This is a genomic window from Lysobacter sp. CA199 (genome assembly GCF_052078715.1).
Taxonomy (GTDB): domain Bacteria; phylum Pseudomonadota; class Gammaproteobacteria; order Xanthomonadales; family Xanthomonadaceae; genus Lysobacter.
Window position 1 is genome coordinate 262593 of sequence record NZ_JBQJIL010000010.1, and the last position, 20584, is coordinate 283176.

Annotated in this window: 17 protein-coding genes, 1 rRNA gene and 1 other RNA gene; 14 read left to right on the plus strand and 5 right to left on the minus strand. The window is 66.4% G+C overall.

Features of this window, described 5'->3' with window-relative positions:
* Window positions 1–162 precede the first annotated feature (162 nt).
* The 4 genes from pepQ (at window position 163) to ACTOWJ_RS19725 (ending at window position 3132) form a co-directional block, all read left to right on the plus strand.
* Window positions 163–1527: a Xaa-Pro dipeptidase gene (pepQ, locus tag ACTOWJ_RS19710; protein WP_441336316.1), complete on the plus strand. Its 1365-nt coding sequence runs from the start codon at window positions 163–165 to the stop codon at window positions 1525–1527.
* Window positions 1528–1534: 7 nt separating this feature from the next.
* Window positions 1535–1855, plus strand: coding sequence for a low molecular weight protein tyrosine phosphatase family protein (locus ACTOWJ_RS19715; RefSeq protein WP_441336317.1), 321 nt, complete (start codon window positions 1535–1537; stop codon window positions 1853–1855).
* 100 nt (window positions 1856–1955) lie between these two features.
* Complete coding sequence (locus tag ACTOWJ_RS19720) at window positions 1956–2396, plus strand: YybH family protein (protein ID WP_441336318.1); 441 nt, start codon at window positions 1956–1958, stop codon at window positions 2394–2396.
* Between the two features lie 277 nt (window positions 2397–2673).
* Window positions 2674–3132 carry a nuclear transport factor 2 family protein gene (locus ACTOWJ_RS19725; RefSeq protein WP_441336319.1) on the plus strand — a complete coding sequence of 153 codons (459 nt, stop codon included), beginning with the start codon at window positions 2674–2676 and terminating at the stop codon, window positions 3130–3132.
* A 51-nt stretch (window positions 3133–3183) separates the two neighbouring features.
* Here the strand turns inward: ACTOWJ_RS19725 and ACTOWJ_RS19730 are convergent, their stop codons facing one another.
* Window positions 3184–3780: a short chain dehydrogenase gene (locus tag ACTOWJ_RS19730; RefSeq protein ID WP_441336320.1), complete on the minus strand. Its 597-nt coding sequence runs from the start codon at window positions 3778–3780 to the stop codon at window positions 3184–3186.
* A 103-nt stretch (window positions 3781–3883) separates the two neighbouring features.
* Here ACTOWJ_RS19730 and ACTOWJ_RS19735 point away from each other — a divergent pair, with 103 nt between their 5' ends.
* A complete protein-coding gene (locus tag ACTOWJ_RS19735) occupies window positions 3884–4777 on the plus strand; it encodes a LysR substrate-binding domain-containing protein (RefSeq protein ID WP_441336321.1) in 894 nt (297 codons plus the stop codon).
* Between the two features lie 64 nt (window positions 4778–4841).
* On the opposite strand, the gene ACTOWJ_RS19740 is transcribed toward ACTOWJ_RS19735, so the two are convergent.
* Window positions 4842–6176: an aminopeptidase P N-terminal domain-containing protein gene (locus ACTOWJ_RS19740; RefSeq protein WP_441336322.1), complete on the minus strand. Its 1335-nt coding sequence runs from the start codon at window positions 6174–6176 to the stop codon at window positions 4842–4844.
* 1 nt (window position 6177) lies between these two features.
* On the minus strand, window positions 6178–6726 hold the full coding sequence (locus tag ACTOWJ_RS19745) for a UPF0149 family protein (RefSeq protein ID WP_441336323.1): 549 nt from the start codon (window positions 6724–6726) through the stop codon (window positions 6178–6180).
* 300 nt (window positions 6727–7026) lie between these two features.
* Here ACTOWJ_RS19745 and ACTOWJ_RS19750 point away from each other — a divergent pair, with 300 nt between their 5' ends.
* The 9 genes from ACTOWJ_RS19750 (at window position 7027) to ACTOWJ_RS19790 (ending at window position 17870) form a co-directional block, all read left to right on the plus strand.
* Window positions 7027–11691, plus strand: a complete 4665-nt coding sequence (locus ACTOWJ_RS19750; RefSeq protein WP_441336324.1) for an EAL domain-containing protein — start codon at window positions 7027–7029, stop codon at window positions 11689–11691.
* 158 nt (window positions 11692–11849) lie between these two features.
* Window positions 11850–12107: a TIGR02449 family protein gene (locus ACTOWJ_RS19755; RefSeq protein ID WP_441336325.1), complete on the plus strand. Its 258-nt coding sequence runs from the start codon at window positions 11850–11852 to the stop codon at window positions 12105–12107.
* A gap of 67 nt (window positions 12108–12174) precedes the next feature.
* Window positions 12175–12480 (plus strand): cell division protein ZapA, encoded by a 306-nt coding sequence (locus tag ACTOWJ_RS19760; protein WP_336092224.1) that lies wholly within the window; start codon window positions 12175–12177, stop codon window positions 12478–12480.
* 172 nt (window positions 12481–12652) lie between these two features.
* A non-coding RNA gene (ssrS, locus tag ACTOWJ_RS19765) (6S RNA) lies at window positions 12653–12839 on the plus strand.
* A gap of 93 nt (window positions 12840–12932) precedes the next feature.
* Window positions 12933–13526 (plus strand): 5-formyltetrahydrofolate cyclo-ligase, encoded by a 594-nt coding sequence (locus ACTOWJ_RS19770; RefSeq protein WP_441336326.1) that lies wholly within the window; start codon window positions 12933–12935, stop codon window positions 13524–13526.
* A 51-nt stretch (window positions 13527–13577) separates the two neighbouring features.
* A complete protein-coding gene (locus ACTOWJ_RS19775) occupies window positions 13578–14048 on the plus strand; it encodes an EVE domain-containing protein (RefSeq protein ID WP_441336327.1) in 471 nt (156 codons plus the stop codon).
* Window positions 14049–14178: 130 nt separating this feature from the next.
* The gene (gene rpiA, locus ACTOWJ_RS19780; protein WP_441336328.1) at window positions 14179–14841 is read left to right on the plus strand and encodes a ribose-5-phosphate isomerase RpiA; all 663 of its coding nucleotides are present in this window, start codon (window positions 14179–14181) and stop codon (window positions 14839–14841) included.
* 70 nt (window positions 14842–14911) lie between these two features.
* Window positions 14912–15094 carry a hypothetical protein gene (locus tag ACTOWJ_RS19785; RefSeq protein ID WP_441336329.1) on the plus strand — a complete coding sequence of 61 codons (183 nt, stop codon included), beginning with the start codon at window positions 14912–14914 and terminating at the stop codon, window positions 15092–15094.
* 556 nt (window positions 15095–15650) lie between these two features.
* Window positions 15651–17870, plus strand: coding sequence for a CshA/CshB family fibrillar adhesin-related protein (locus ACTOWJ_RS19790; RefSeq protein WP_441336330.1), 2220 nt, complete (start codon window positions 15651–15653; stop codon window positions 17868–17870).
* A gap of 251 nt (window positions 17871–18121) precedes the next feature.
* Here the strand turns inward: ACTOWJ_RS19790 and ACTOWJ_RS19795 are convergent, their stop codons facing one another.
* Complete coding sequence (locus tag ACTOWJ_RS19795; RefSeq protein WP_441336340.1) at window positions 18122–19954, minus strand: ABC transporter ATP-binding protein; 1833 nt, start codon at window positions 19952–19954, stop codon at window positions 18122–18124.
* A 552-nt stretch (window positions 19955–20506) separates the two neighbouring features.
* A 5S ribosomal RNA gene (gene rrf / locus ACTOWJ_RS19800) occupies window positions 20507–20584 on the minus strand; the annotation flags it as partial.

The window sequence follows — 20584 nt, forward strand, 5'->3', positions numbered from 1 at the left end:
GCAGGGCAACCGGCTTCGGCTGCCTGTGCGCCCGCAACCACCGCCACGATGGCTCGCAGCCGCGCCGCCCATGCCAGGGTCAACCAACGCAGGCCCTACACCGGCAAATATCTCCCGCACCGAATCCGGCAAAATAGCCCGGTTCCCTCCAGGCCCGCCCGCATGAACGCCCCCGCCCGCAACGCCGATCCGTCCGCCCACGCGCCCCACACCATCGAGGCCTTGTACGCGCAGCACATCGCCGAGCTGCACCGCCGCACCGAGCAGGCGCTGGCGCGCGGCGGTTTCGACCATCTGGTCGTGCCCAGCGGCAGCTTGCATTACCAGGTCTTCGACGATCGCGACTATCCCTACGCGGTCAACCCGCAGTTCAAGGCCTGGGTACCGCTGACCCGCAATCCGGGCAGTTGGCTCGTCGCCACGCCGGGACATCGGCCCAAGCTGATTTATCTGCAGCCGTTCGACTACTGGCATGTGGTGCCGCAGGCGCCGAGCGGCTGGTGGGTCGATCATTTCGACGTGGTGGTGATCCGCAAGCCGGAAGAGGCGCTGGCGCATCTGCCCAAGGACGCCGCGCGTTGCGCGATCCTCGGCGAGCCGCAGAGCGCGTTGGCAACGTTCGTGCCCAACAATCCACAGGCGGTGATCGATTACCTGGAATACCACCGCGCCTACAAGACGTCCTACGAAGTGGCGATGATGCGCGAAGCCACCGTCAAGGGCGTGCGCGCGCACCGCGCCGCCGAAGCCGCGTTCCGCGCCGGCCTGAGCGAGTTCGACATCCATCTGGCCTACTGCGCCGCCGCGCGCCAGGACGCCCATGAACTGCCGTACGGCAACATCATCGCGCTCAACCAGAACGGCGCGGTGCTGCATTACATGGAACTCGACCGGGAGGCGCCGGCGCAATCGCGCAGTTTCCTGATCGACGCCGGCGGCAGCCATCACGGCTACGCCTGCGACATCACCCGAACGTATGCCGCCGACCGCGGCGGCGAGTTCCAGGCATTGATCGACGCGGTCGACGCCGCGCAACGCAAGATGTGCGATCAAGTCCGCGTCGGCACCGACTACAAGCGCATCCATCTCGATGCGCATCTGGCGCTGGCCGGCATTCTCAAGGACTTCGGCGTGCTGCGGATTTCGCCGGAAGCGGCGGTGGACACCGGCGTCAGCGGCGTGTTCTTCCCGCACGGCATCGGCCACGGCATCGGTCTGCAGGTGCACGAGGTCGCCGGCTTCGCCGCATCCGATCGCGGCGGGCGCATCGACAAGCCGGCCGGCCACCCGTATCTGCGCCTGACCCGCGTGCTGGAAGCGGGCATGGCGGTGACGATCGAACCGGGGCTGTACTTCGTCGATCTGCTGCTCGACGGCCTGCGTCAGGGCGAACACGCCGACAGCGTCGATTGGCGGCGCATCGACGAGTTCCGCCCGTTCGGCGGCATCCGCATCGAGGATGACGTGGTCTGCAGCGAGGGCGCGCCGATCAATCTGACTCGCGATGAATTCGCCGCGACGGGCTGACGACCGCATGCGCCGCGTCCTGTTCGTCTGCAGCCAGAACAAGCTGCGCAGCCCCACGGCCGAACAGGTGTTCGCCGGTCGCGACGATATGGACGTGGCATCGGCCGGTTTGAATCACGACGCCGAGCAACCGCTCGGCGCGGACCTGGTCGAGTGGGCCGAGCTGATCTTCGTCATGGAAAAAACGCAGCGCAGCAAGCTGCAGCACAAATTCAAACCGCAACTGCGCGGCAAGCGCGTGGTCTGCCTGGATATTCCCGACGACTACGACTACATGGCGCCGGCGCTGGTGGCGTTGCTGCAGGCGCGGGTGCCGAAACACCTGTGAGCGACGCTCGCGCGCAATGCAGCACACTCAACCCGCTGCGCATTCGCGCCGAACGTCGCCGAAAACAACGATACGTCCGTCCACTCACCGGAGCACCCGCATGACCGACGCGCACGATCCCGTCCTGCACACGCTGCAAGCCTACGCGGCCGCGGTACTGGCCAAGGATGTCGAAGCCCTGGTCTTGCTTTACCACGAAGACGTGCACATCTTCGACATGTGGAGCGACTGGTCGATGCGCGGCATCGGGCCCTGGCGGGCGATGGTGCAAGGCTGGTTCGGTTCGCTCGGCGATGAGACCGTTGTGGTCGGCATCGACCAGGCCGACAGCACCCTCAGCGAGGACTTGGCGTTCGGCCACGCCATCCTGAGCTACACCGCTTTCTCCGCCTCCGGGGAACGGCTGCGCTCGTTGAATAACCGCATCAGCCTCGGGCTGGCGCGACGCGACGGCGATTGGAAGATCGTCCACGAGCACACCTCCGCGCCGATCGAGCATGGCAGCGCGAAGGCGATCCTGCAGCGCGCGCTACCGGGTTGAATCGTCGAAACAGCGGGAATTGACGGCGCGAACGGGCAGCCCCGCGTGCCCTCACCCCCAACCCCGGCCCGAGCGCATAGCGCTCGGGCGTTCGGTGCCGCGCGAGCCAATGGCTCACAAGCGCGGCCCCTCACCCCGCCAGCGGGAGAGGGCTTTTGTCATTGCCTCCTTGCGGGAGGGGGCTTTGTCGTGGGCCGTCGCGATGACCTTGTCCGATTCCGGCGAGCAGCGTGCGTGCACAGGTTCTAGGCTGATGCTCATTCGCCAGGAACCTGCCATGCGCCCGTCACTCGTTCTTATCGGCCTGATCTGCGTCGTCTGGCTCGCATCGCCGCTCGTTGCCGCGGCGGAACGGCGCGACGATATCGCCGCACTCCAAGCGCTCGACATCCGTTATCAGGCCGCGGTCAAGAGCAACGATGCCGACGCCATGGCGCGCATTCTCCACGACGACTTCGTGCTGATCAGCGGCCGCGGCCAGGTCAGCGACAAGGCCGTGCTGCTGACGGAGGCGCGCGAGGCGCGGACTGTCTACGAACGTCAGGACGCCAGCGAACGCAGCGTGCGCGTGTGGGACGACACCGGCGTGGTCACCGCGTTGTTGTGGCTCAAAGGCAAAACCGACGGCGTTCCGTTCGAGTACCGGCTCTGGTACAGCGACACCTACGTGCGCACCGCGCACGGCTGGCGCTACGTGCTCGGGCAGGCCTCGCTGCGCCTGCCAGATGCGCCTTGAGCGAGGCCGCACGAATCGCGACATGAATCGCGATCGACGCGGCCTGCGCGATCACCAGACCTTGAACACGCGCCCGTTCTGGATGCCTTCCACGCTGCGCCGATACGCCAGCGCCGCGCGCGCGGCGGTGACCGGTTCGAAACCGGGGAAGAACGGGCCGTATGCTTCCCACGATTCGGTCAGCACGTTCGGGCTGACCGCGTTGATGCGCAGATCGCGCTTGAGTTCGAACGCCGCGCCCTGGACGAAGCCTTCGATCGCCCGATTGACCGCGCTGGCGTTGGCGCCGGCGCGGATCGGTTCTTCCGAAACGATGCCGGTGGTCAGGGTGATCGAACCGCCGTCGTTGAGATGGTGCTGGCCCAGCAGGGCCAAACGCACCTGGCCGAGCAGCTTGTCGTTCAAACCGACGGCGAAATCGGCCGGACGCATCGATTCCAGCGGGCCGAAGTGCAACACGCCGGCGGCCGAGACGATCGCATCGAGCTTGCCGGTCTTGCCGAACAGCGCCTCGACGCTGGCATCGTCGGTGATGTCGACCGGATAGTCGGCGCTGCTGCGGCCGGCGGCGAGGACTTGGTGGTCTTTGAGGGTATCGGCGATAGCGCGGCCGAGGGTGCCGCTGGCGCCGACGAGCAGGATCTTCATGGAGGCATTCCGGGTTGAGAAGTCAGGCGCCCAGTCTGCGCGCCGGGGCGTGCACGGTGAATGCGCTAGGATTTCGCGCACCCCTAACCCTGGGTTAGCCCACTTGGACAAATTGCGCAGCATGGCCGTGTTCGTCGCGGTGGCCGACACCGGCAGTTTCGCCGCCGCGGCGCAGGCCCAGCAGTTGTCGGCGGTGATGGTCGGCAAGCACATCCGCCAGTTGGAAGAACATCTGGGCGCGCGGCTGCTGCAGCGCGATACGCGCAAGCAGCGGCTGACCGAGGTCGGCGAAGCGTTTCTGGAAGACGCGCGGCAGGTGCTGGAGCAAGTGCGCCGCGCCGAAACCGTGGCCGAGCGCCTACGCGACGATTCGCGGCCGAGCGGTCATCTGCGGGTGACCGCGCCGTTCACCCTCGGCGCCGCCGCGGTCGCGCCGGTCATCACCCGGTTTCTGCGCGCCTATCCCGAGGTCTCGGTCGATCTGGTGCTGGCCGACCGCATGTCCGACCTGATCGCGGAAGCCTTCGACGCGGCGATCCGGATCGGACCGCTGTCGGATTCCGACCATCTCATCGCGCGGCCGTTGCGGCCGTACCGGATGATCGTCTGCGCCTCGCCCGAGTACCTGCGCGAACGCGGCACACCGCGCGATCCACGCGAACTGGCCGATCACAGTTGCCTCAATCACCTGCTGTGGAATCGCGACGCGGGCTGGCGCTTCGACAGCGTCGGCGCCGAGCCGCTGCGCCTGAGCGGCCGGTTCGCCTCCAACCACGGCGAGGCGCTGCGGCGCGCGGCGCTGGACGGATGCGGAATCGTGCTGCAACCGGAAGTGTTGTTGGCCGACGACATCGCCGCCGGCCGCCTGGTGCGATTGTTCGAGAACGACCTGCCGCCGCCGCGCCCGGTGCATCTGCTGTATCCGCGCGATCGCCAGCCGCTGCCCAAGCTCAGCCGGTTCATCGAATTCGTGTTGGAGCGGTTGGGGCCCGGGTGAGGCGGGATTTCGGGCTGTTGCTGTTCCCCCCTTTGAAAACGGGGGGAATAACAACAGCAACAGCTCAAGCCGCCTGCCGCTGCGCCATCAACGCTTCGATCTCATCGGCGCTGCGCGCCAGCCGCTGCGTCAGCACCTCGTGGCCGTCCTTGGTGATCGCCACATCGTCCTCGGTGCGAATGCCGATGCCGCGCCATTTCGGATCCACCGAAGCGTCATCAGCGGACACGTACAGGCCCGGCTCGATGGTGAACACCATGCCCGGCTCGAGCAGACGCGAGTCGCCGTCGATCCGGTACTCGCCGACGTCGTGCACGTCCAGCCCCAGCCAGTGGCCGGTCTTGTGCCGGTAGAAGCGTTTGTACTCGCCGTCGGCGAGGTTGCGCTCCAACCTGCCCTTCAACAGCCCCAGCCGCAGCAGGCCTTCGGTCAGTATCTGCACGGCGGCCAGATGCCCGGCCTCGTAGGCTACGCCCGGCCGCGCCTGGGCTAATGCCGCGGCCTGCGCGGCGCCGACCAGATCGTGCAGCGCGCGCTGTTCGGCGCTGAAACGGCCGTTGACCGGGAAGGTGCGGGTGATGTCGGCGGCATAACCACGGTACTCGGCGCCGGCGTCGATCAGGATCAGATCGCCGTCGCGCGAGACCGCGCGGTTGGCGCGGTAGTGCAGCACGCAGGCGTTGGCGCCGGCGCCGACGATGCTGCCGTAGGCCGGCTCGGCATCAAAGCTGCGGAACACGCCTTCGATCTGCGCCTGCAGCTCGTACTCGCGCACGCCCGGCCGCGCCGCGCGCATCGCCGCTTCGTGGGCGAGCACGCTGATGTCGGCGGCGCGCTGCATGAAACGCAGCTCGTCGCGGTCCTTGAACAGCCGCAACTCATCGAGCAGGTGGCCCAGTTCCAGGAACTCGTGCGGCGGTTGCGCGCCTTGGCGCACCATCGCCCGCACCCGGTTGAGCCAGCCGATCAGTTTGAGATCGAACTCGGCATCGCGGCCGAAGTGGTAGTAGACCCGGGTCCGGCCTTCCAGCAGGCCCGGCAGAATGTCGTCCAGGTCGGTGATCGGATACGCATCGTCCAAGCCGAAGGCCTCGACCGCGCCTTCCGGACCGTAGCGCGGACCGTCCCAGGCTTCGCGATCGGCGTCGCGCTCGCGGCAGAACAGCAAGGTTTCGCCGTGGGCGCGGCCCGGTACCAGCACCAGCACCGCGTCGGGCTCGGGGAAACCGGTCAGATAACTCAGGTCGGAGTCCTGACGGAACGGGTAATGGGTGTCGCGGCTGCGGATCAGCTCGTGCGCCGAGGGCACCACCACGATCGCGTCGGGGCCGGCCATCTCCATCAGCTGCTTGCGCCGGCGTGCGTACGCCTTGGCCGGCATGGTCAGTGCCGTGTGCATGTCAGTTCAACCGTTGCCGATGTTGCGCGGCCAGGGCGACGTCTCCGTGCAGGCCCAGGGCCACGATGCGGACGAACTCTTCCAGTTCGGTCAGCGCCTGTTCGTCTTCCTCGTCGTCCTCGTCCTGCGGCGCGGTGGCGGCGAACTTGGCCAGGTCGGTCAGCGCCTCGCGGCTTTCCTCCGACAGGTTGGGCGCCGCGCCCGCGGCCAGGCCGAAGCCGCCGAGGAAGCCGCGGCACCAGTCGAACAGCGCGCCGCTGCGTTCGGTCATCGAGGCCTCCGCGTCGGGCAGCAGCAGTTCGAAGCCGTATTCGGGATCGACCATCTGCGCGGCCGAGGCCAGCCGCAGGCGGTCGAGCGCGCCGTCGGCGGCGGGCGTGGCGGTGGCGGCGTCGGCGAGTATGCGCGCCGGCCACTCGCGCACCGAGGCGCCGCCGCCGGCGAGCCAGCCGCACAGGGCGCCGTGCAATTCGGAAGCGGAGGTACCGAGCGAGAGGTTACGGCTCTCGGCTTCGACGTCGGACAACAGGGGCAGTTCGGTCGCGGCCACAGGCATGCAATCAGAGGGGATGGGGCAGTTTAGCAATGCGCGGCGCACATGGCGCTGACGCGAACGGGCGATGTGCGGCGCGGACGCCTCGGGCTCGCACGACCCGCCCGCGGCCGGCGGCGGCCGCGCCGGCGGATAGGCCGTCGCCGCAGCGCTCACGCGCTCTACACATGGCCGCGGCGATCCGTGTCCGGTTGCCCGCATCCCCGCGCGAGCGCATCGAAAGATGAGCCCCGGTGCTTGTTGCCGCCATGAACGCCTGCCTACACTGCGTCTCTTGCGCCTCACGCCACGGTGTCCGTGCGTCACTCGTCTCCCGCCCGCCTGTTGACCGTCGGTTTGATCGCTCTGCTGTGCTGCGCAGCGGCGTGGCCGCAGCGTGTCGCGGCGGCCACGCGCGATTTTTACTTCTCGCGCCTGGGCAGCGAGGTCGGGCTCAACCAGAACTCGGTCACCGCCTTCACCCAGGACGCGCACGGCTTCGTCTGGGTCGGCACCCAGGGCGGGCTGCACCGTTACGACGGCCAGCGCTACATCGCCTACCGCCACGATCCGCGCGATCCGGCCAGCCTGCCCGACAGCTACGTCACCGCGCTGGCGCTGGACGGCCAGCGCGCGCTGTGGATCGGCACCCATTCCGAATACCTGGCGCGGCTGGACCTGGCCAGCGGCAGCATTCACCGCTACAGCCCGCCCGACTCGCAAACCGGACGGCAGATCGCCACCCTGCTGCCGTGGCGCGATCAGCTGCTGATCGGCACCGTCGCCGGCCTGGAACGGCTGGACCCGCAGACCGGCACGCGCGAAATGCTGCTGCCGCTGCCCGGCGAGGCCAGCCGCCAGGCGCCCTGGCAGGGATTGGCGCAGGGCCGCGACGGCGCCGCCTGGTTCGCCAGTCCGGCCGGTCTGCATCGGATTCTCGGCAACGGCCGGATCGAGCGCGTCGGCGCGCCGATCCCGCTGCGCAGCGTGCTGATCGATCACCGCGGCCGGCTCTGGGCCGGCGCCGTGGATGGCCTGTACCGGCTCGACGGCCGCACCGGCGTGCTGAGCAAGGTCGAGAACGAGGCGCTGGCGTCGCTGCGCAACGCGAGCACGATAGTGGAAGCGCCCGATCGGCGGATCTGGATTTCCGGTTACGACAACGGCCTGTACCGCCACGATCCCGACAGCGACCGCACCCAGCGGGTGAATTCCCAGCCCGGGGTCGATGCGACCCTGCCCGAGGACACGGTCGACGCGCTGATGATCGATCACGGCGGCCTGCTTTGGGTCGGCGGCCAGTATCGCGGGGTCGCGCTCACCGATCCGCGCGGCACCCGCTTCAGCTACGTGCTCGATCTCAACGACGTGCGAGGGGTCGGCGGCGCGGCCGGCGCCGCGTCCGACGCCAGCGTGCGCGCCCTGGCTCAGGACGACAGCGGCGCGATCTGGATCGGCACCGACAACGCCCACCTGCGCCGCTACGACCTGTCCAGCGATCAGTTCCAGGACATGACCTCGCTGCTGCCCGCTGGCACCGATCTGCATCGGATCGCGGCGATGGCGCGCGAACCCGAAGCGCCGTTCGCCTCGCCCACTGCGCCCGCCGCGCCGGCGCCGGGCGAGGCCAAGCCCGCCTACAAGCCCTCGCCGGGCCGGTTGTGGATGGCCACCGACGCCGGCTTGCTGCGCATGGAGCCGGGCACCGGACGCATCGAAACCATCGATCTGCGCGGCTATCGCGACGCCGCCCTGCGCTCGCTGCGCTTCGCCCGCGACGGCAGCCTGTGGCTCGGCGGCCAGGACGTGGGTGCGCTGCACTATTTGCCCGACTCCGGCGTGCTGGTGCGCTACGCCTACCGCGAGGGCGATCCCAAGGGGCTGAGCCATCCGCGGGTCAACGCCATCCTGGAAGACCGCAAGGGCCGGATCTGGTTCGGCACCGGCGACGGCCTGGATCTGCTCGATCCCGATACCGGCTACCTGCGCCATTACCGTCACGCCACCGACGAGGCCGACAGCCTGCCCGGCAACTTCGTCCGCTCGCTGCACCAGTCGGCCGACGGCGCGATCTGGGTCGGCACCCAGGCCGGCCTGAGCCGGGTGATCGAGTTCGGCGACGGCCGCATCCGTTTCGAGCATCCGCTGGCCGAAGTGCTGAGCGACCACGCCGTGCCGGTGGTGTATTCCATCGCCGAACGTCCCGCCGGCCGGCTGTGGCTGGGCACCGACGCGGGCATCATGCGGTTCGACACCGGCGCCTCGCTGGTGCGCCGCTACGGCCTGGCCGATGGCCTGCAGGATCTGGAGTTCAACACCGCCGCGGTCACCGCGCTGGCCGACGGCCGGCTCGCTTTCGGCGGCGTGCGCGGGCTCAATCTGTTCGATCCCGAGCGCATCTTCGACTCGCGCTATACCCCGCCGGTGCGCCTGCTCGGCGCCTGGATCGGCTCGGACACCAGCAGCGGCTCCAGCGCGCTGTGGCAATCGGCCAAGCTGGAAGTGCCCAACGGCGCCGGCATCCTGCGCCTGCGCATCGGTGCATTGGATTTCGGCCCCAACAGCGGCATCCGCTACCGTTACCGCATGGACGGGTTCGACCGCGACTGGATCGACAACGGCCCGCGCCAGGACATCACCTACACCCGCATGCCGCCGGGCCATTATCTGTTCCGCGCCCAGTCGACCAATCGCGACGGCGTGTGGAACACCCAGGAACTGCGCATCCCGGTCAGCGTCGAACCGCCGCTGTGGCGGCATCCGCTGGCCATCGCCGCCGCGGCGTTGGCCGCGCTGGTGATGCTGCTGAGCTTCGGCTGGCGCTGGCACCGCGCGCGTCAGCGCGAACGCGGCTACTTCACCCAGATCCGCGAACGCGAGGAGCGCCTGAAACTGGCGCTGTGGGCCTCGGGCGAACAGTTCTGGGACTACGACCTGCAGCGGCGCGAGCTACATCGCATGCGCGTGGACGACCACAACGCCGCGCCGGAGATCGGCGTGCGCGCCGACATCGCCGACGATAACGAGATCCATCCCGACGATCTGCCGCGGGTCACCGAACTGCTGCGCAAGCATCTGCACGGCGACGCCGCGCTGTTCCTGTCCGAGCACCGCATGCGCACGCCCAAGGGCGACTGGGGCTGGGTCCGCGCGCGCGGCCGGGTGGTCGAGCGCGACAGCGAAGGCCGCCCGGTGCGAGTCGCCGGCACCGGACGCGACGTAACCGCGGTGCGCAGCGCCGAGCGCGAACGGCGCATCTCCAGCGAGGTCTTGCGCTCGATGGCCGAAGCGGTGGCGGTGTTCGACCGCGACTTCGTGTTCGTCTCGATCAACCCCGCGTTCTCGCGCATGACCGGTTATCCGGAGAACGAAGTCATCGGCCAGACCACCGGCCTGCTCGACAGCCGCCAGCACGATCCGGAGTTCTATTCGGACATGCGCGACGAGCTGCAGCGCAGCGGCCGCTGGTCGGGCGAGATCTGGCAGCAGCGCAAGGACGGCAACGAGTTCCTGTGCTGGCTGCAGGCGTCCATCGTGCTCGACAGCAGCGGCCAGCGCGGCCACTACGTCGCCGTGCTCACCGACATCACCGACCAGAAGCGCGCCGAACAGGAGCTGCGCTATCTGGCCAATTACGACACCCTGACCAGCCTGCCCAACCGCACGCTGCTGTCGGAGCGGCTGTCGCGGGCGATCGTGCGCGCGCGCCGCCACGGCCACCGCATCGCCCTGCTGTTCCTGGATCTGGACCGGTTCAAGGACATCAACGATTCGCTCGGCCACGCCGCCGGCGACCGAATCCTGCGCGCCGCCGCCGTGCGCCTGCAGGAAACCGTCGGCGCCGAACACACCGTGGCGCGCCTGGGCGGCGACGAATTCACCGTAGTGCTGGAAAACCTGGAAACGCCCGAGCAGGCCGAGGACGTGGCGCGCCGGCTGATCAAGGCCTTCGAAGCGCCGCTGGATTTCGATCAACGCCACGACGTGGCGATCTCGCCCTCGATCGGCATCAGCGTCTATCCCGACCACGCCCAGGTGCCGACCGACCTGCTCAAGCATGCCGACACCGCGATGTACCAGGCCAAGGCCGCTGGCCGGCGCACCTTCATGCGCTACACCGAGGCGATGGACATCGAGATCCGCCAGCGCGCGACCATCTCCGCGGCGCTGCGCAAGGTGCTCGACCGCAACGAACTGCGCCTGGTGTTCCAGCCGCGCCTGTCGCTGCCGGAGGCGCGCATCACCGGCGTGGAAGCGCTGCTGCGCTGGCAAAGCGCCGAGTACGGCAACATCCCGCCGTCGGAGTTCATTCCGCTGGCCGAGGAAAGCGGGCTGATCCTGGAGATCGGCGAATGGGCCATGCGCGAGGCCTGCCACCGCTTGCGCCAGTGGCGCCAACAGGGCCAGGAGCAACTGTCGATCTCGGTCAACGTCTCGGCGATCCAACTGCTGCGCGGCGATCTGCCGAAGATGGTCGCGCGCGCGCTCAGCGAAAGCGGCATCCCGCCGTGGCGGCTGGAACTGGAACTGACCGAAAGCGTGGTCATGTCCAACGCCGCGCACACCTCCACCACCATGCAGGCGCTGCGCGAACTCGGCGTGGCGCTGGCGATCGATGATTTCGGCACCGGCTATTCCTCGCTGGCCTATCTCAAGCGCCTGCCGATCAACACTTTGAAGATCGACAAGGAATTCATCGGCGACCTCACCCGCGACCCGGACGACGCGGCGATCACCACCACCGTCATCGCCATGGCCCATTCGCTCGGCCTGAATGTGGTCGCCGAGGGCGTGGAGCTGGAGGAGCAGATGGAGTTCCTGCTCAACAAGAAGTGCGACGAGATCCAGGGCTATTGGCTGGCGCGTCCGCTGGAAGCCGACGATTGCCTGGCCTTCATCCAGCAATGGCGCCCCTCGGCGAGCATGCTCGCGGCGCTGGCGGCGCGCGACTCGGCGGCTAAAACCACCAGCCATGTGAGATGAACACGCACTCGGCCGCACACCGGCGTTGAAGGTCGGCGTCCGACCGCGACAGCCCACGCGCCCGCCTCCGCGGCGGCCCTGTCCTCCAACCGCCCGCGCGGCTACCGGCCTGAACCCCTCCGGTTCGTGACCGCCCCCCAACAAGACCCGGTTCCGCCTTGACCGCCCCCGCCCCGGCCTGCCATCGTGCCGGGATGGATCGCGCCGAACTCATCGTCGAACTGCAGTCGCTGCTCACCCGCGCCGATGAACTCGGCGACCGTGTGCGCAAGCTCAGCGAAGAGAACCGCAGCCTGCGCCAACAGCAGGAACAACTGGTCGGCGAACGCTCGGCCCTGCTGGCCAAGAACGAACAGGCGCGCACCCGCGTGGAAGCGATGATCGCGCGACTGAAGTCGCTGGAACAACATACGTGAAGCCGGCCCACGTGAAACCTGTCTACGTGAAGCCGGGCATCCCCGAACTCGCCATGAGCCTGCCTGTATGAGTACGACGAGCGAAGCCGTCAGCATCCGCCTGCTCGACCGCGAATACACCGTGGGGTGCGAGCCCAACGAACGCGACGACCTGCTCGCCGCAGCGCGCATGCTCGACAGCAAGATGCGCGAAATCCGCGGCAGCAACCGCATGGCCGCGCTCGACCGCGTCGCCGTGCTCGCCGCGCTCAACTTCGCCCATGAGTTGCAACAGTTGCGTGGCGAAGGCGACGGCCGCGACCGCGAACTGGCGCGCACGCTCGACGAACTGCATCGCAAGCTCGACAGCCTGTTCGACGCGGCGATCCGCTGAAGACCGCGTCGCGCTTTTAATCGCGCATCGTCCACCTGGCTGCGACCGCGCGCGACGCGCGTCACGCAAGTCCCCGTTCATCGGCTGCCGCCGGATCAAGCGCATGAACCGCAACGCAGTATCGCCGACGAGCGGATTCGCCTGACCTGCCCCGCGCGCTATACTGCGCGCACGTCCTCTGCTGTGCGCGACGGCGTGCGCAAACATTCGCCTTGTCCCTTAATGACGACACCGGGGGCGCGCCGGAAACCTGGAGTGCAAGTCCGCCTCGCAGCGGGAAGCCCGAAGGTCTCCAAGCGTTCCCACTTGAACCCCGGGTTCAAGGTCGTTTCGCAAGCATCGCCATTGGCGGAGGACTACTTTTCCCGGAACGGGCGCGACGCCACCGCAGGTGGCATCGCGCCCGTTTCCTTATGCCCGCGCTTTGCGCGCCGCCAGGATCCCCCGATCGCATGACGGACGACCGCTCGACGCTGCGCCGCGCCCTGCGCGCAAAACGCCGCAATCTCCCCGCCGCCGCGCGCATCGGCGGCGCCGAAACGCTGGCCCGGCACCTGCTCGGGCTGCCGTTCGCGCCGCAATCGGGCTACGTCGCCGGCTACTGGGCGATGGATGGCGAGATCGCTCTGCACGCTTGGCAAATGCGCCTGCCCAAGGACTGCATCTACTGCCTGCCGGTGCTGCACGAAGACCAGCAACTGCGGTTCGCGCCATGGCGGCCCGGCGATGCGCTGGCGCCCAACCGGTTCGGGATTCCGGAGCCGACGTTGGCCGAAACCTCCTTGCTGCTGCCGGAACAATTGAGCCTCATCGTCTTGCCGCTGGTCGGGTACGACAGCCGCGGCCACCGGCTCGGCATGGGCGGCGGCTGGTACGATCGCAGCCTCGCCTTCCGCCAGCGCAGCCCGGCCCCGCCCTGGCTGGTCGGTGCCGCGTTCGAGCTGCAACGCGTCGAACGCCTGGACGCCGCGGACTGGGACGTGGCCCTGGACGCGGTCTGCACCGAGTCCGGCATCCTGGACTGCCGCTCCGCGCTATACGCTTGACCCTCCCCCCTGACGCGGCGCCGGCCGCGTCCGAACCGAGCTAAGCCCCGCATGACCGCACGCCGCCGCTATTGGCTGATGAAATCCGAACCCGATACTTTTTCCATCGACGACCTTGAGCGCGTGCGCACCGAGCCGTGGAACGGAGTGCGCAACTACCAGGCGCGCAACTACATGCGCGACGGCATGAAGGTCGGCGACGGCGTGCTGTTCTACCATTCCAATACCGCCGTTCCCGGCATCGCCGGCCTGGCCAGCATCGCCGCCGAAGCCTATCCGGACCCGACCCAGTTCGACGCCAAGTCCGACTACTACGATCCCAAGAGCACGCGCGAAGATCCGCGCTGGCTGCTGGTGGACGTGGCGTTCGAACGCAAGTTCAAGCGCACCGTATCGCTGGACGAGATCAAGGCCCGCGCCGACGAGTTCGGCGAGGATTTCGCCCTGACCCGCCGCGGCAACCGTCTGTCGGTGCTGCCGGTAACCGCGGCGCAGTGGAAGTTGTTGCTGGCGATGGAGTGAAGAAGCGGGGAATGAGGGGAAAGGGAATGGGGAATGGCTGGATCGCCTCTTCATCCTGACCCACCTCAACCCGCCATTCGCTTTCGACCATTCCCCATTCCCTTTATTCCCACATTCTCTGCCTCTCCCAATGACCGAATCCAAACGCCTGGCCGGCGAAAAAGCCATCGACTACATCGAAGACGGCATGATCGTCGGCGTAGGCACCGGTTCCACCGTCGCGTTCTTCATCGAGGCCCTGGGCCGGGTGAAGGAGCGCATCAAAGGCGCGGTGTCCAGTTCCGAGCAGAGCACCGCGCGACTGAGGGCGCTCGGGATCGAAGTGTTCGATCTCAACGCCACCGGCCCACTGTCGCTGTACGTCGACGGCGCCGACGAATGCGATCCGCACAAGCGCCTGATCAAGGGTGGCGGCGCCGCGCTGACCCGCGAGAAGATCATCGCCGAGGCCAGCGCCAAGTTCGTCTGCATCGTCGATCCGGCCAAGCGCGTCGACGTGCTCGGCAAGTTCCCACTGCCGGTGGAAGTGGTGCCGATGGCGCGCAGCCTGGTCGCGCGCGAGATTCTGGCGATGACCCGCGGCCAGCCGGTCTGGCGTCAGGACGCCGAAGGCAAAGGCGTGGTCACCGACAACGGCAACCTCATTCTCGACATCCACAACCTCGCCATCGTCGATCCGGTGGCGATGGAAACAGCGATCAACCAGATCCCCGGCGTGGTCAGCGTGGGCCTGTTCGCGCGCCGGCCGGCCGATGTCGTCATCGTCGGCGGCGAGCCACCGCTGGTGCTCTGAGCGCGGATCGTCTCGCTTGCCGAGACGAGTCCGGCGTTGACCTGCGCAGCTTCGCGATGATGCCCGTTCGGTGCTGTTCAAGCGGCGGGCCAAGGCGGCGATGCGGCTGCGAAAGGACGGCTGCCGCGTCGGCGGCATTGCGGTCCAGATCCGCTTCGTGAGGCTGGAGCACCGGTTCCAGCCCGACCCGGGTTTCGCACCGCTCGACGATGCACCGGCCTTTCTGCGCCTGCCCGGCGAGCAAATCGCGTAGCTAAAGGACGCCGTCATCGACGAGCCGTACCTGCTGCGTGGGCGCCCCGATCTAGCCTGCGCATCAGGCAGGCTCGACAACAAAAATCCCGCCCCAACGGCGAACATGCCGGGCCATTCCAAGGCCGGCGCCGCCGGCTGGGGGCGTCCGAACCGATCCGCTGCGAACTCAAAGCAAGCGAGTTTGCCCTGAGTTTTTCCTTGTTGCGGCCGCGCTACGCGTGAAGAATCCGCCTCCAACAAGGAGGACTCCGTGATCCCGTGTCCGGTGTTGGGGCAAGACCCCGATATGCACTTTGGAACCGGCGACATCCGACAGCATGCCGAGGCAGCCCTGATGGCCGGCCTCAATGCGAATCGAGACACTTGCCGGCACATATCAGAAAAGCTCGAACGCACATAACCCGACGGGGATATCGCTTGCTCGCAATTTAGATAATCAGAGGCCTATTGGCATTCGGTAGCCATAATCAAGCACTGCGCTTGATTTTTTGGTCCCTGCTATTGAAGGACTCCTCGATTCCGTCTGCGCAGAAAGCGTGAAGCCCCAAAGCGATATGAACGATGAAACCGAAGCGGGAAGGACAATGAGTATGCCAACGACCACAATCGATCGCGGCACCGGAAATATCCGCTCATCGTTGTCCGTGGATTGCCATGATGAAACGCGGGCGCGTATGCGCGCAGCGTCTTCGCATGGAAGCCGTTGTCCGGCAAATACCTCAAACCGCGGGGCACAAAATCGAAGCTTATTCATCCCGACGATAGCGGCCATTATCGGGATGACGCTGTCCCTGCTGTCGCCGAGCGCCGCCGAGGCGCGGGTCGCCACGGGCGGAACCGGTATTTACCGCAGCCGGATATTCTGGCTGGAATGGCCTGCGACAATTCCATCCGGCACCGTCGCCACCGGCGACATCATCATCAATGGCAATGTGGTGCGGGTCACCTGCACGCTCACAGTGAATACTGGCGCGGTCTCTGGTTATGAGCCCGGCTCATTCTCGGGCGATGGGTTGGATGATCTCTACAATATCGACGGCACCGGCACCGCCAACAGCATGCGCTCTGGCATTGCTACGACCGCGGCCAACGCGACTGTGACCATTACATGCAGCGCTCTCGCCAATCCAGGCACCGCTGAGCAAGAAGTCTATCCTTTACCGGGTATCGTCGTCGCCGAAGCAGAAACCAATGGCGGTGCCTTCGAATATCTGGAGGCCAAGATCACCGGCAACTTCACCGTTACTGAGCGGTTTCGGACCTGCACGGCCAGGCGTACGCAGGCGGTCGTAACGGCTGCCGGCGCAACCGAGACAGTACGTTTCAGCAATCCGGACAACACCTGCGCTACGCAAACGGCGGGCACAACCGGTCCGATGGGTATCTCGTTCGGGCGATTTGGATCGACCGCCTATAGCGGTACCAATATGCAGGTTGCCATCGACCTCACCATTGCCACCAGCACGGCAAGGAGTGCCGTGGCAGTCGGCATTGTGCTCGACGCCGATCAGAAGGATGCCCCGGCCAGCTATGGCGATGTCACGCATTTGGAGGACGTAATTTTCGCGCCAGACAACCTTGCTACCGGCACGACGAACGACATTTTCGCTATTGCATCACTGGCGACGCCCAGCCTTTTGCCAACCCCCACGCTGGGTTCGCTGATCGATGGCGATGGACTCGTGGGCCTCGCCCCAAGTGTCGGCGCTTCCACCGATGACACGACAACGACCGATGATGAAGATGCCTTCGGCACTATACCCGCCGTCAACGGCGCGGCGGCGACCTATGCCTTGAACGTCCCTTATATACAGGCGGTTGCCGGCACCCGGGTGTGCGGATGGATCGATTTCAACCGCGATGGCTTGTTCACGGACAATGGGGCGGAGGAAAGCTGCGTCACCGTTGCGACGGGCAGCGGAAACGCGGCGCTAAGCTGGACCCTTCCGGCGGGCAATGCCTATGTCGCGGGCAACAGCTATGCCCGTTTCCGTATTGGCGCGAATGCCGCCGGCAGTCCAACTGGGGGCACTGTGACGGGCGAGGTCGAAGATCATACGGTGACACTCAATCCGCGATTGCGGGTGAACAAGACCCTTTCGCCGACCACCGATGGCGGGCTGTTCAACCTGACCGTCAATCCCGCACCGACGGCCACTTTCACTGCGTCGAACCAGGGCAATGACGGCACCACCGGCCTGCAGACCATTCCGATGGGCAGCGCCGTGACGCTGAGCGAGACGGCGGGAACCGCGACCAACCTGGCCGCCTATACGCCCAGCCTGACATGCACCAATCGCGTCGGCGCCACGGTGATCGGGCCGGTGGCCGTGACCAGCCAGAGTTACACGTTCAACAGCGCCTCGACCAGCGGCGCGACCAGCAACACACCGGCGACGGCGGCCAACATCAGCGATACCGAACTCACCTGCGTGTTCACCAATTCATTGAACACCAACCTGTCAATTACCAAGACCAACACGCCGGCCAATGGCCCCAGCGACCAGCCCAATGACAACGTCGCACGCGGATCGACGACCTATCAGTTGATCGTGACCAACCATGGCCTGATGCCGGTGACCGAGGCTCTGGTGCGTGAGGCGCCGCAAGCTGGAATTACTTGCCCCGGCGCCAATAATGTGGCGATCGATTACAGCGGCGCGACGCCGGATGCCAATTCCACCGTCGCGGTCCTCACCAGCACCGGTCTCACGCTCGGGACGCTGGGTGCGAGTGAAACGGCGACGCTCACGTTCAGCTGCACAGTGGACTAGGCTCGCGGACAGCGAAGGCCGAAGAAGAAGTCGATGCCAAAGTCGATGCCAAAAAATAGAAGCTCAGAACGAACATCCGTTTTAGAAAAATCGACGCCAGATCGTCGACTGGATACACCTCCACGTCATTCGAAGCAGGGTTCGGTATAAGGCCTGACGATCATCTGTTGAACTGCTCGCACCGCGACGGCTTCTCCGAGGAGATGCGGGTGAGGGCCATGCCTCACCCGCATCTGTACCGGCAACAAGGCTTACAGTTCGACCGCCACGAACCCACCGGTCTGGCGCTTCCACAAGCGTGCGTACAAGCCATCACGAGCGATCAGCTGCTCGTGCGTTCCTGTTTCGATGATGTGGCCCTTGTCCATCACCACCAACCGATCCATGCGCGCGATCGTCGACAGCCGATGCGCGATCGCGATGACGGTCTTGCCCTCCATCAAGGTTTCCAGACTCTCCTGGATCGCCGCCTCGGCCTCCGAATCCAGCGCCGAGGTGGCCTCATCCAAAACCAGGATCGGCGCGTTCTTCAACAGCACGCGCGCAATCGCCACGCGCTGGCGCTGACCGCCCGACAGCTTGACGCCGCGCTCGCCGACCAGAGCTTCGTAACCCTCGCGACCTTCGCCGTCGACCAGACGCGGGATGAACTCGTCCGCACGCGCCTTGCGCGCGGCCTCGATCATTTCCGCATCGCTGGCGTCCGGACGCCCGTACAGCAGGTTGTCGCGAATCGAGCGATGCAGCAGCGACGTATCCTGGGTGACCACGCCGATCTGCGAACGCAGGCTTTCCTGGGTCACCCCGGCGATGTCCTGGCCGTCGATGAGGATCTTGCCGCCTTCCAGGTCGTACAGGCGCAGCAGGATGTTCATCAACGTCGACTTGCCCGCGCCCGACGGACCGACCAGGCCGATCTTTTCGCCGGGTTTCACCGTCAGGTCCAGATCCGCGATCAGGCCGCTGTCCTGGCCGTAATGGAAGTGCACGTTCTCGAAACGCACACCGCCTTCGTGCACGGCCAACGGCCTGGCGTCCTCTCGATCGACCACGGTCAGCGGCCGCGAAATCGTCTCGATGCCGTCCTGCACCGTGCCGATATCCTCGAAGATGCCGTTGACCGTCCACATGATCCAACCGGACATGTTGTGGATGCGGATCACCAGGCCGGTCGCCAACGCGATCGCCCCGACCGTGATCGCACCCCGATGCCACAGCCATAAAGCCAGACCGCAGGTACCGACGATCAGCAGACCGTTGAGCACGGTGATGCTCACGCCCATCAGCGTGGTCATGCGGGTCATGTCGCGCGAGCGCTGGGTCTGCTCGATCATCGCCTCGGCCACGTACTCCTCTTCGCGCCGCGAGTGCGCGAACAACTTGAGTGTGGCGATGTTGGTGTAACCGTCGACGATGCGTCCCATCAGTTTGGAACGCGCATCCGACGCGCGCCAGGAGCGCAGCTTCACCCGCGGCACGAAGTAGCGCAGCAGACCGATGTAGACCACGATCCACACCAGCAACGGCACCGCCAGCCATACGTCGGCCTGCGCGAACAGATATACCGCCGAGGCCGAGTACACGATGACGTACCACAGCGCGTCGAAAGACTGAGTCGTGGATTCGCGCAACGACGGACCGGTCTGCATGATCCGGTTCGCCACGCGCCCGGCGAAATCGTTCTGGAAGAAGCTCAGGCTCTGCTTGAGCATGTAGCGATGGGTTTGCCAGCGCACCAGGTTGGTCATGCTCGGATGCACGGTCTGATTGAGCAGCAGATCGTGCAGACCCAGGCAGATCGGGCGCACCAGCAGCATCACTGCGGCCATCCACAACAGCTCGTCGCCGTGCTGCGCGAACAGATCCTTGGCCGGCGTGGTGTTGACCAGATCCACGACCTTGCCGAGGTAGTCGAACATCACCACCTCGACGATCGCGACGAAGAAACCGACCACGGTCAGCAATGCGAAGATCGGCCAGGCCTGTCTGATGAAATGCCAATAGAACCGCACGGCCGACCGAGGAGGCATGACCTCCGGCGTCGGCCGGAACGGATCGATCAACGATTCGAACCAACGAAAGATTTTCATGGCGTTAAGCCTTGTTTGAACTTGGGAAGACTCCCGGACGCGCGGAACGCCCCGTGCGGCGTCGAAAGACGACGCGGGACAGAAAACGCACGTGGGCGAACGGGCGCCCGCTAGGGCGCGAGATCGACGAACGGGAGTGAGGCGGCGGACGCGCGCGTGCGATCCAGGGCCATAGGGCCCGGATGCTGCGGGCTGTCTGCCAAGGGCGGCTCGACCTGAGGTCGAGACCGCAAGCGCCGACTTAGTGGCGGATCTTGCCGGTGATTGCGAACTTCATCTGACTCTCCTGTTGCGACGTACCGGTCCGAACCGTTCGGGTTCGAGTTGTGGACCGGTGGCACGGCCCGCCCCTTCGGGACGTAGCGGCCGGCAAGCTGCGCGCCTGTAGCGGCAGAGCGGCGAGTTTACCCGCACTGAGCGGAACTTGGCAGCCCATCGGGCGAATACTGTGGTTTCTTTTTGTATCAACCCGCACAGACTGTGCGATCGAAAGGTGGGCCCAAAGAAAAACGCCGCAACCAATGGTTGCGGCGTTTAGGGTAAAGCCCCTGGCGATGACCTACTCTTGCATGGCTTAAGCCACACTACCATCGGCGCATATGCGTTTCACTTCCGAGTTCGGGA

Bases quoted from the DNA above. Each gene is read 5' to 3' on its own strand.
- ACTOWJ_RS19740 (WP_441336322.1), bottom strand. From the start codon at position 6,176: ATGCACACGGCACTGACCATGCCGGCCAAGGCGTACGCACGCCGGCGC.
- ACTOWJ_RS19770 (WP_441336326.1), top strand. From the start codon at position 12,933: ATGACGGACGACCGCTCGACGCTGCGCCGCGCCCTGCGCGCAAAACGC.
- ACTOWJ_RS19730 (WP_441336320.1), bottom strand. From the start codon at position 3,780: ATGAAGATCCTGCTCGTCGGCGCCAGCGGCACCCTCGGCCGCGCTATC.
- pepQ (WP_441336316.1), top strand. From the start codon at position 163: ATGAACGCCCCCGCCCGCAACGCCGATCCGTCCGCCCACGCGCCCCAC.
- rpiA (WP_441336328.1), top strand. From the start codon at position 14,179: ATGACCGAATCCAAACGCCTGGCCGGCGAAAAAGCCATCGACTACATC.
- ACTOWJ_RS19760 (WP_336092224.1), top strand. From the start codon at position 12,175: ATGAGTACGACGAGCGAAGCCGTCAGCATCCGCCTGCTCGACCGCGAA.
- ACTOWJ_RS19725 (WP_441336319.1), top strand. From the start codon at position 2,674: ATGCGCCCGTCACTCGTTCTTATCGGCCTGATCTGCGTCGTCTGGCTC.
- ACTOWJ_RS19720 (WP_441336318.1), top strand. From the start codon at position 1,956: ATGACCGACGCGCACGATCCCGTCCTGCACACGCTGCAAGCCTACGCG.
- ACTOWJ_RS19790 (WP_441336330.1), top strand. From the start codon at position 15,651: ATGAACGATGAAACCGAAGCGGGAAGGACAATGAGTATGCCAACGACC.
- ACTOWJ_RS19775 (WP_441336327.1), top strand. From the start codon at position 13,578: ATGACCGCACGCCGCCGCTATTGGCTGATGAAATCCGAACCCGATACT.
- ACTOWJ_RS19715 (WP_441336317.1), top strand. From the start codon at position 1,535: ATGCGCCGCGTCCTGTTCGTCTGCAGCCAGAACAAGCTGCGCAGCCCC.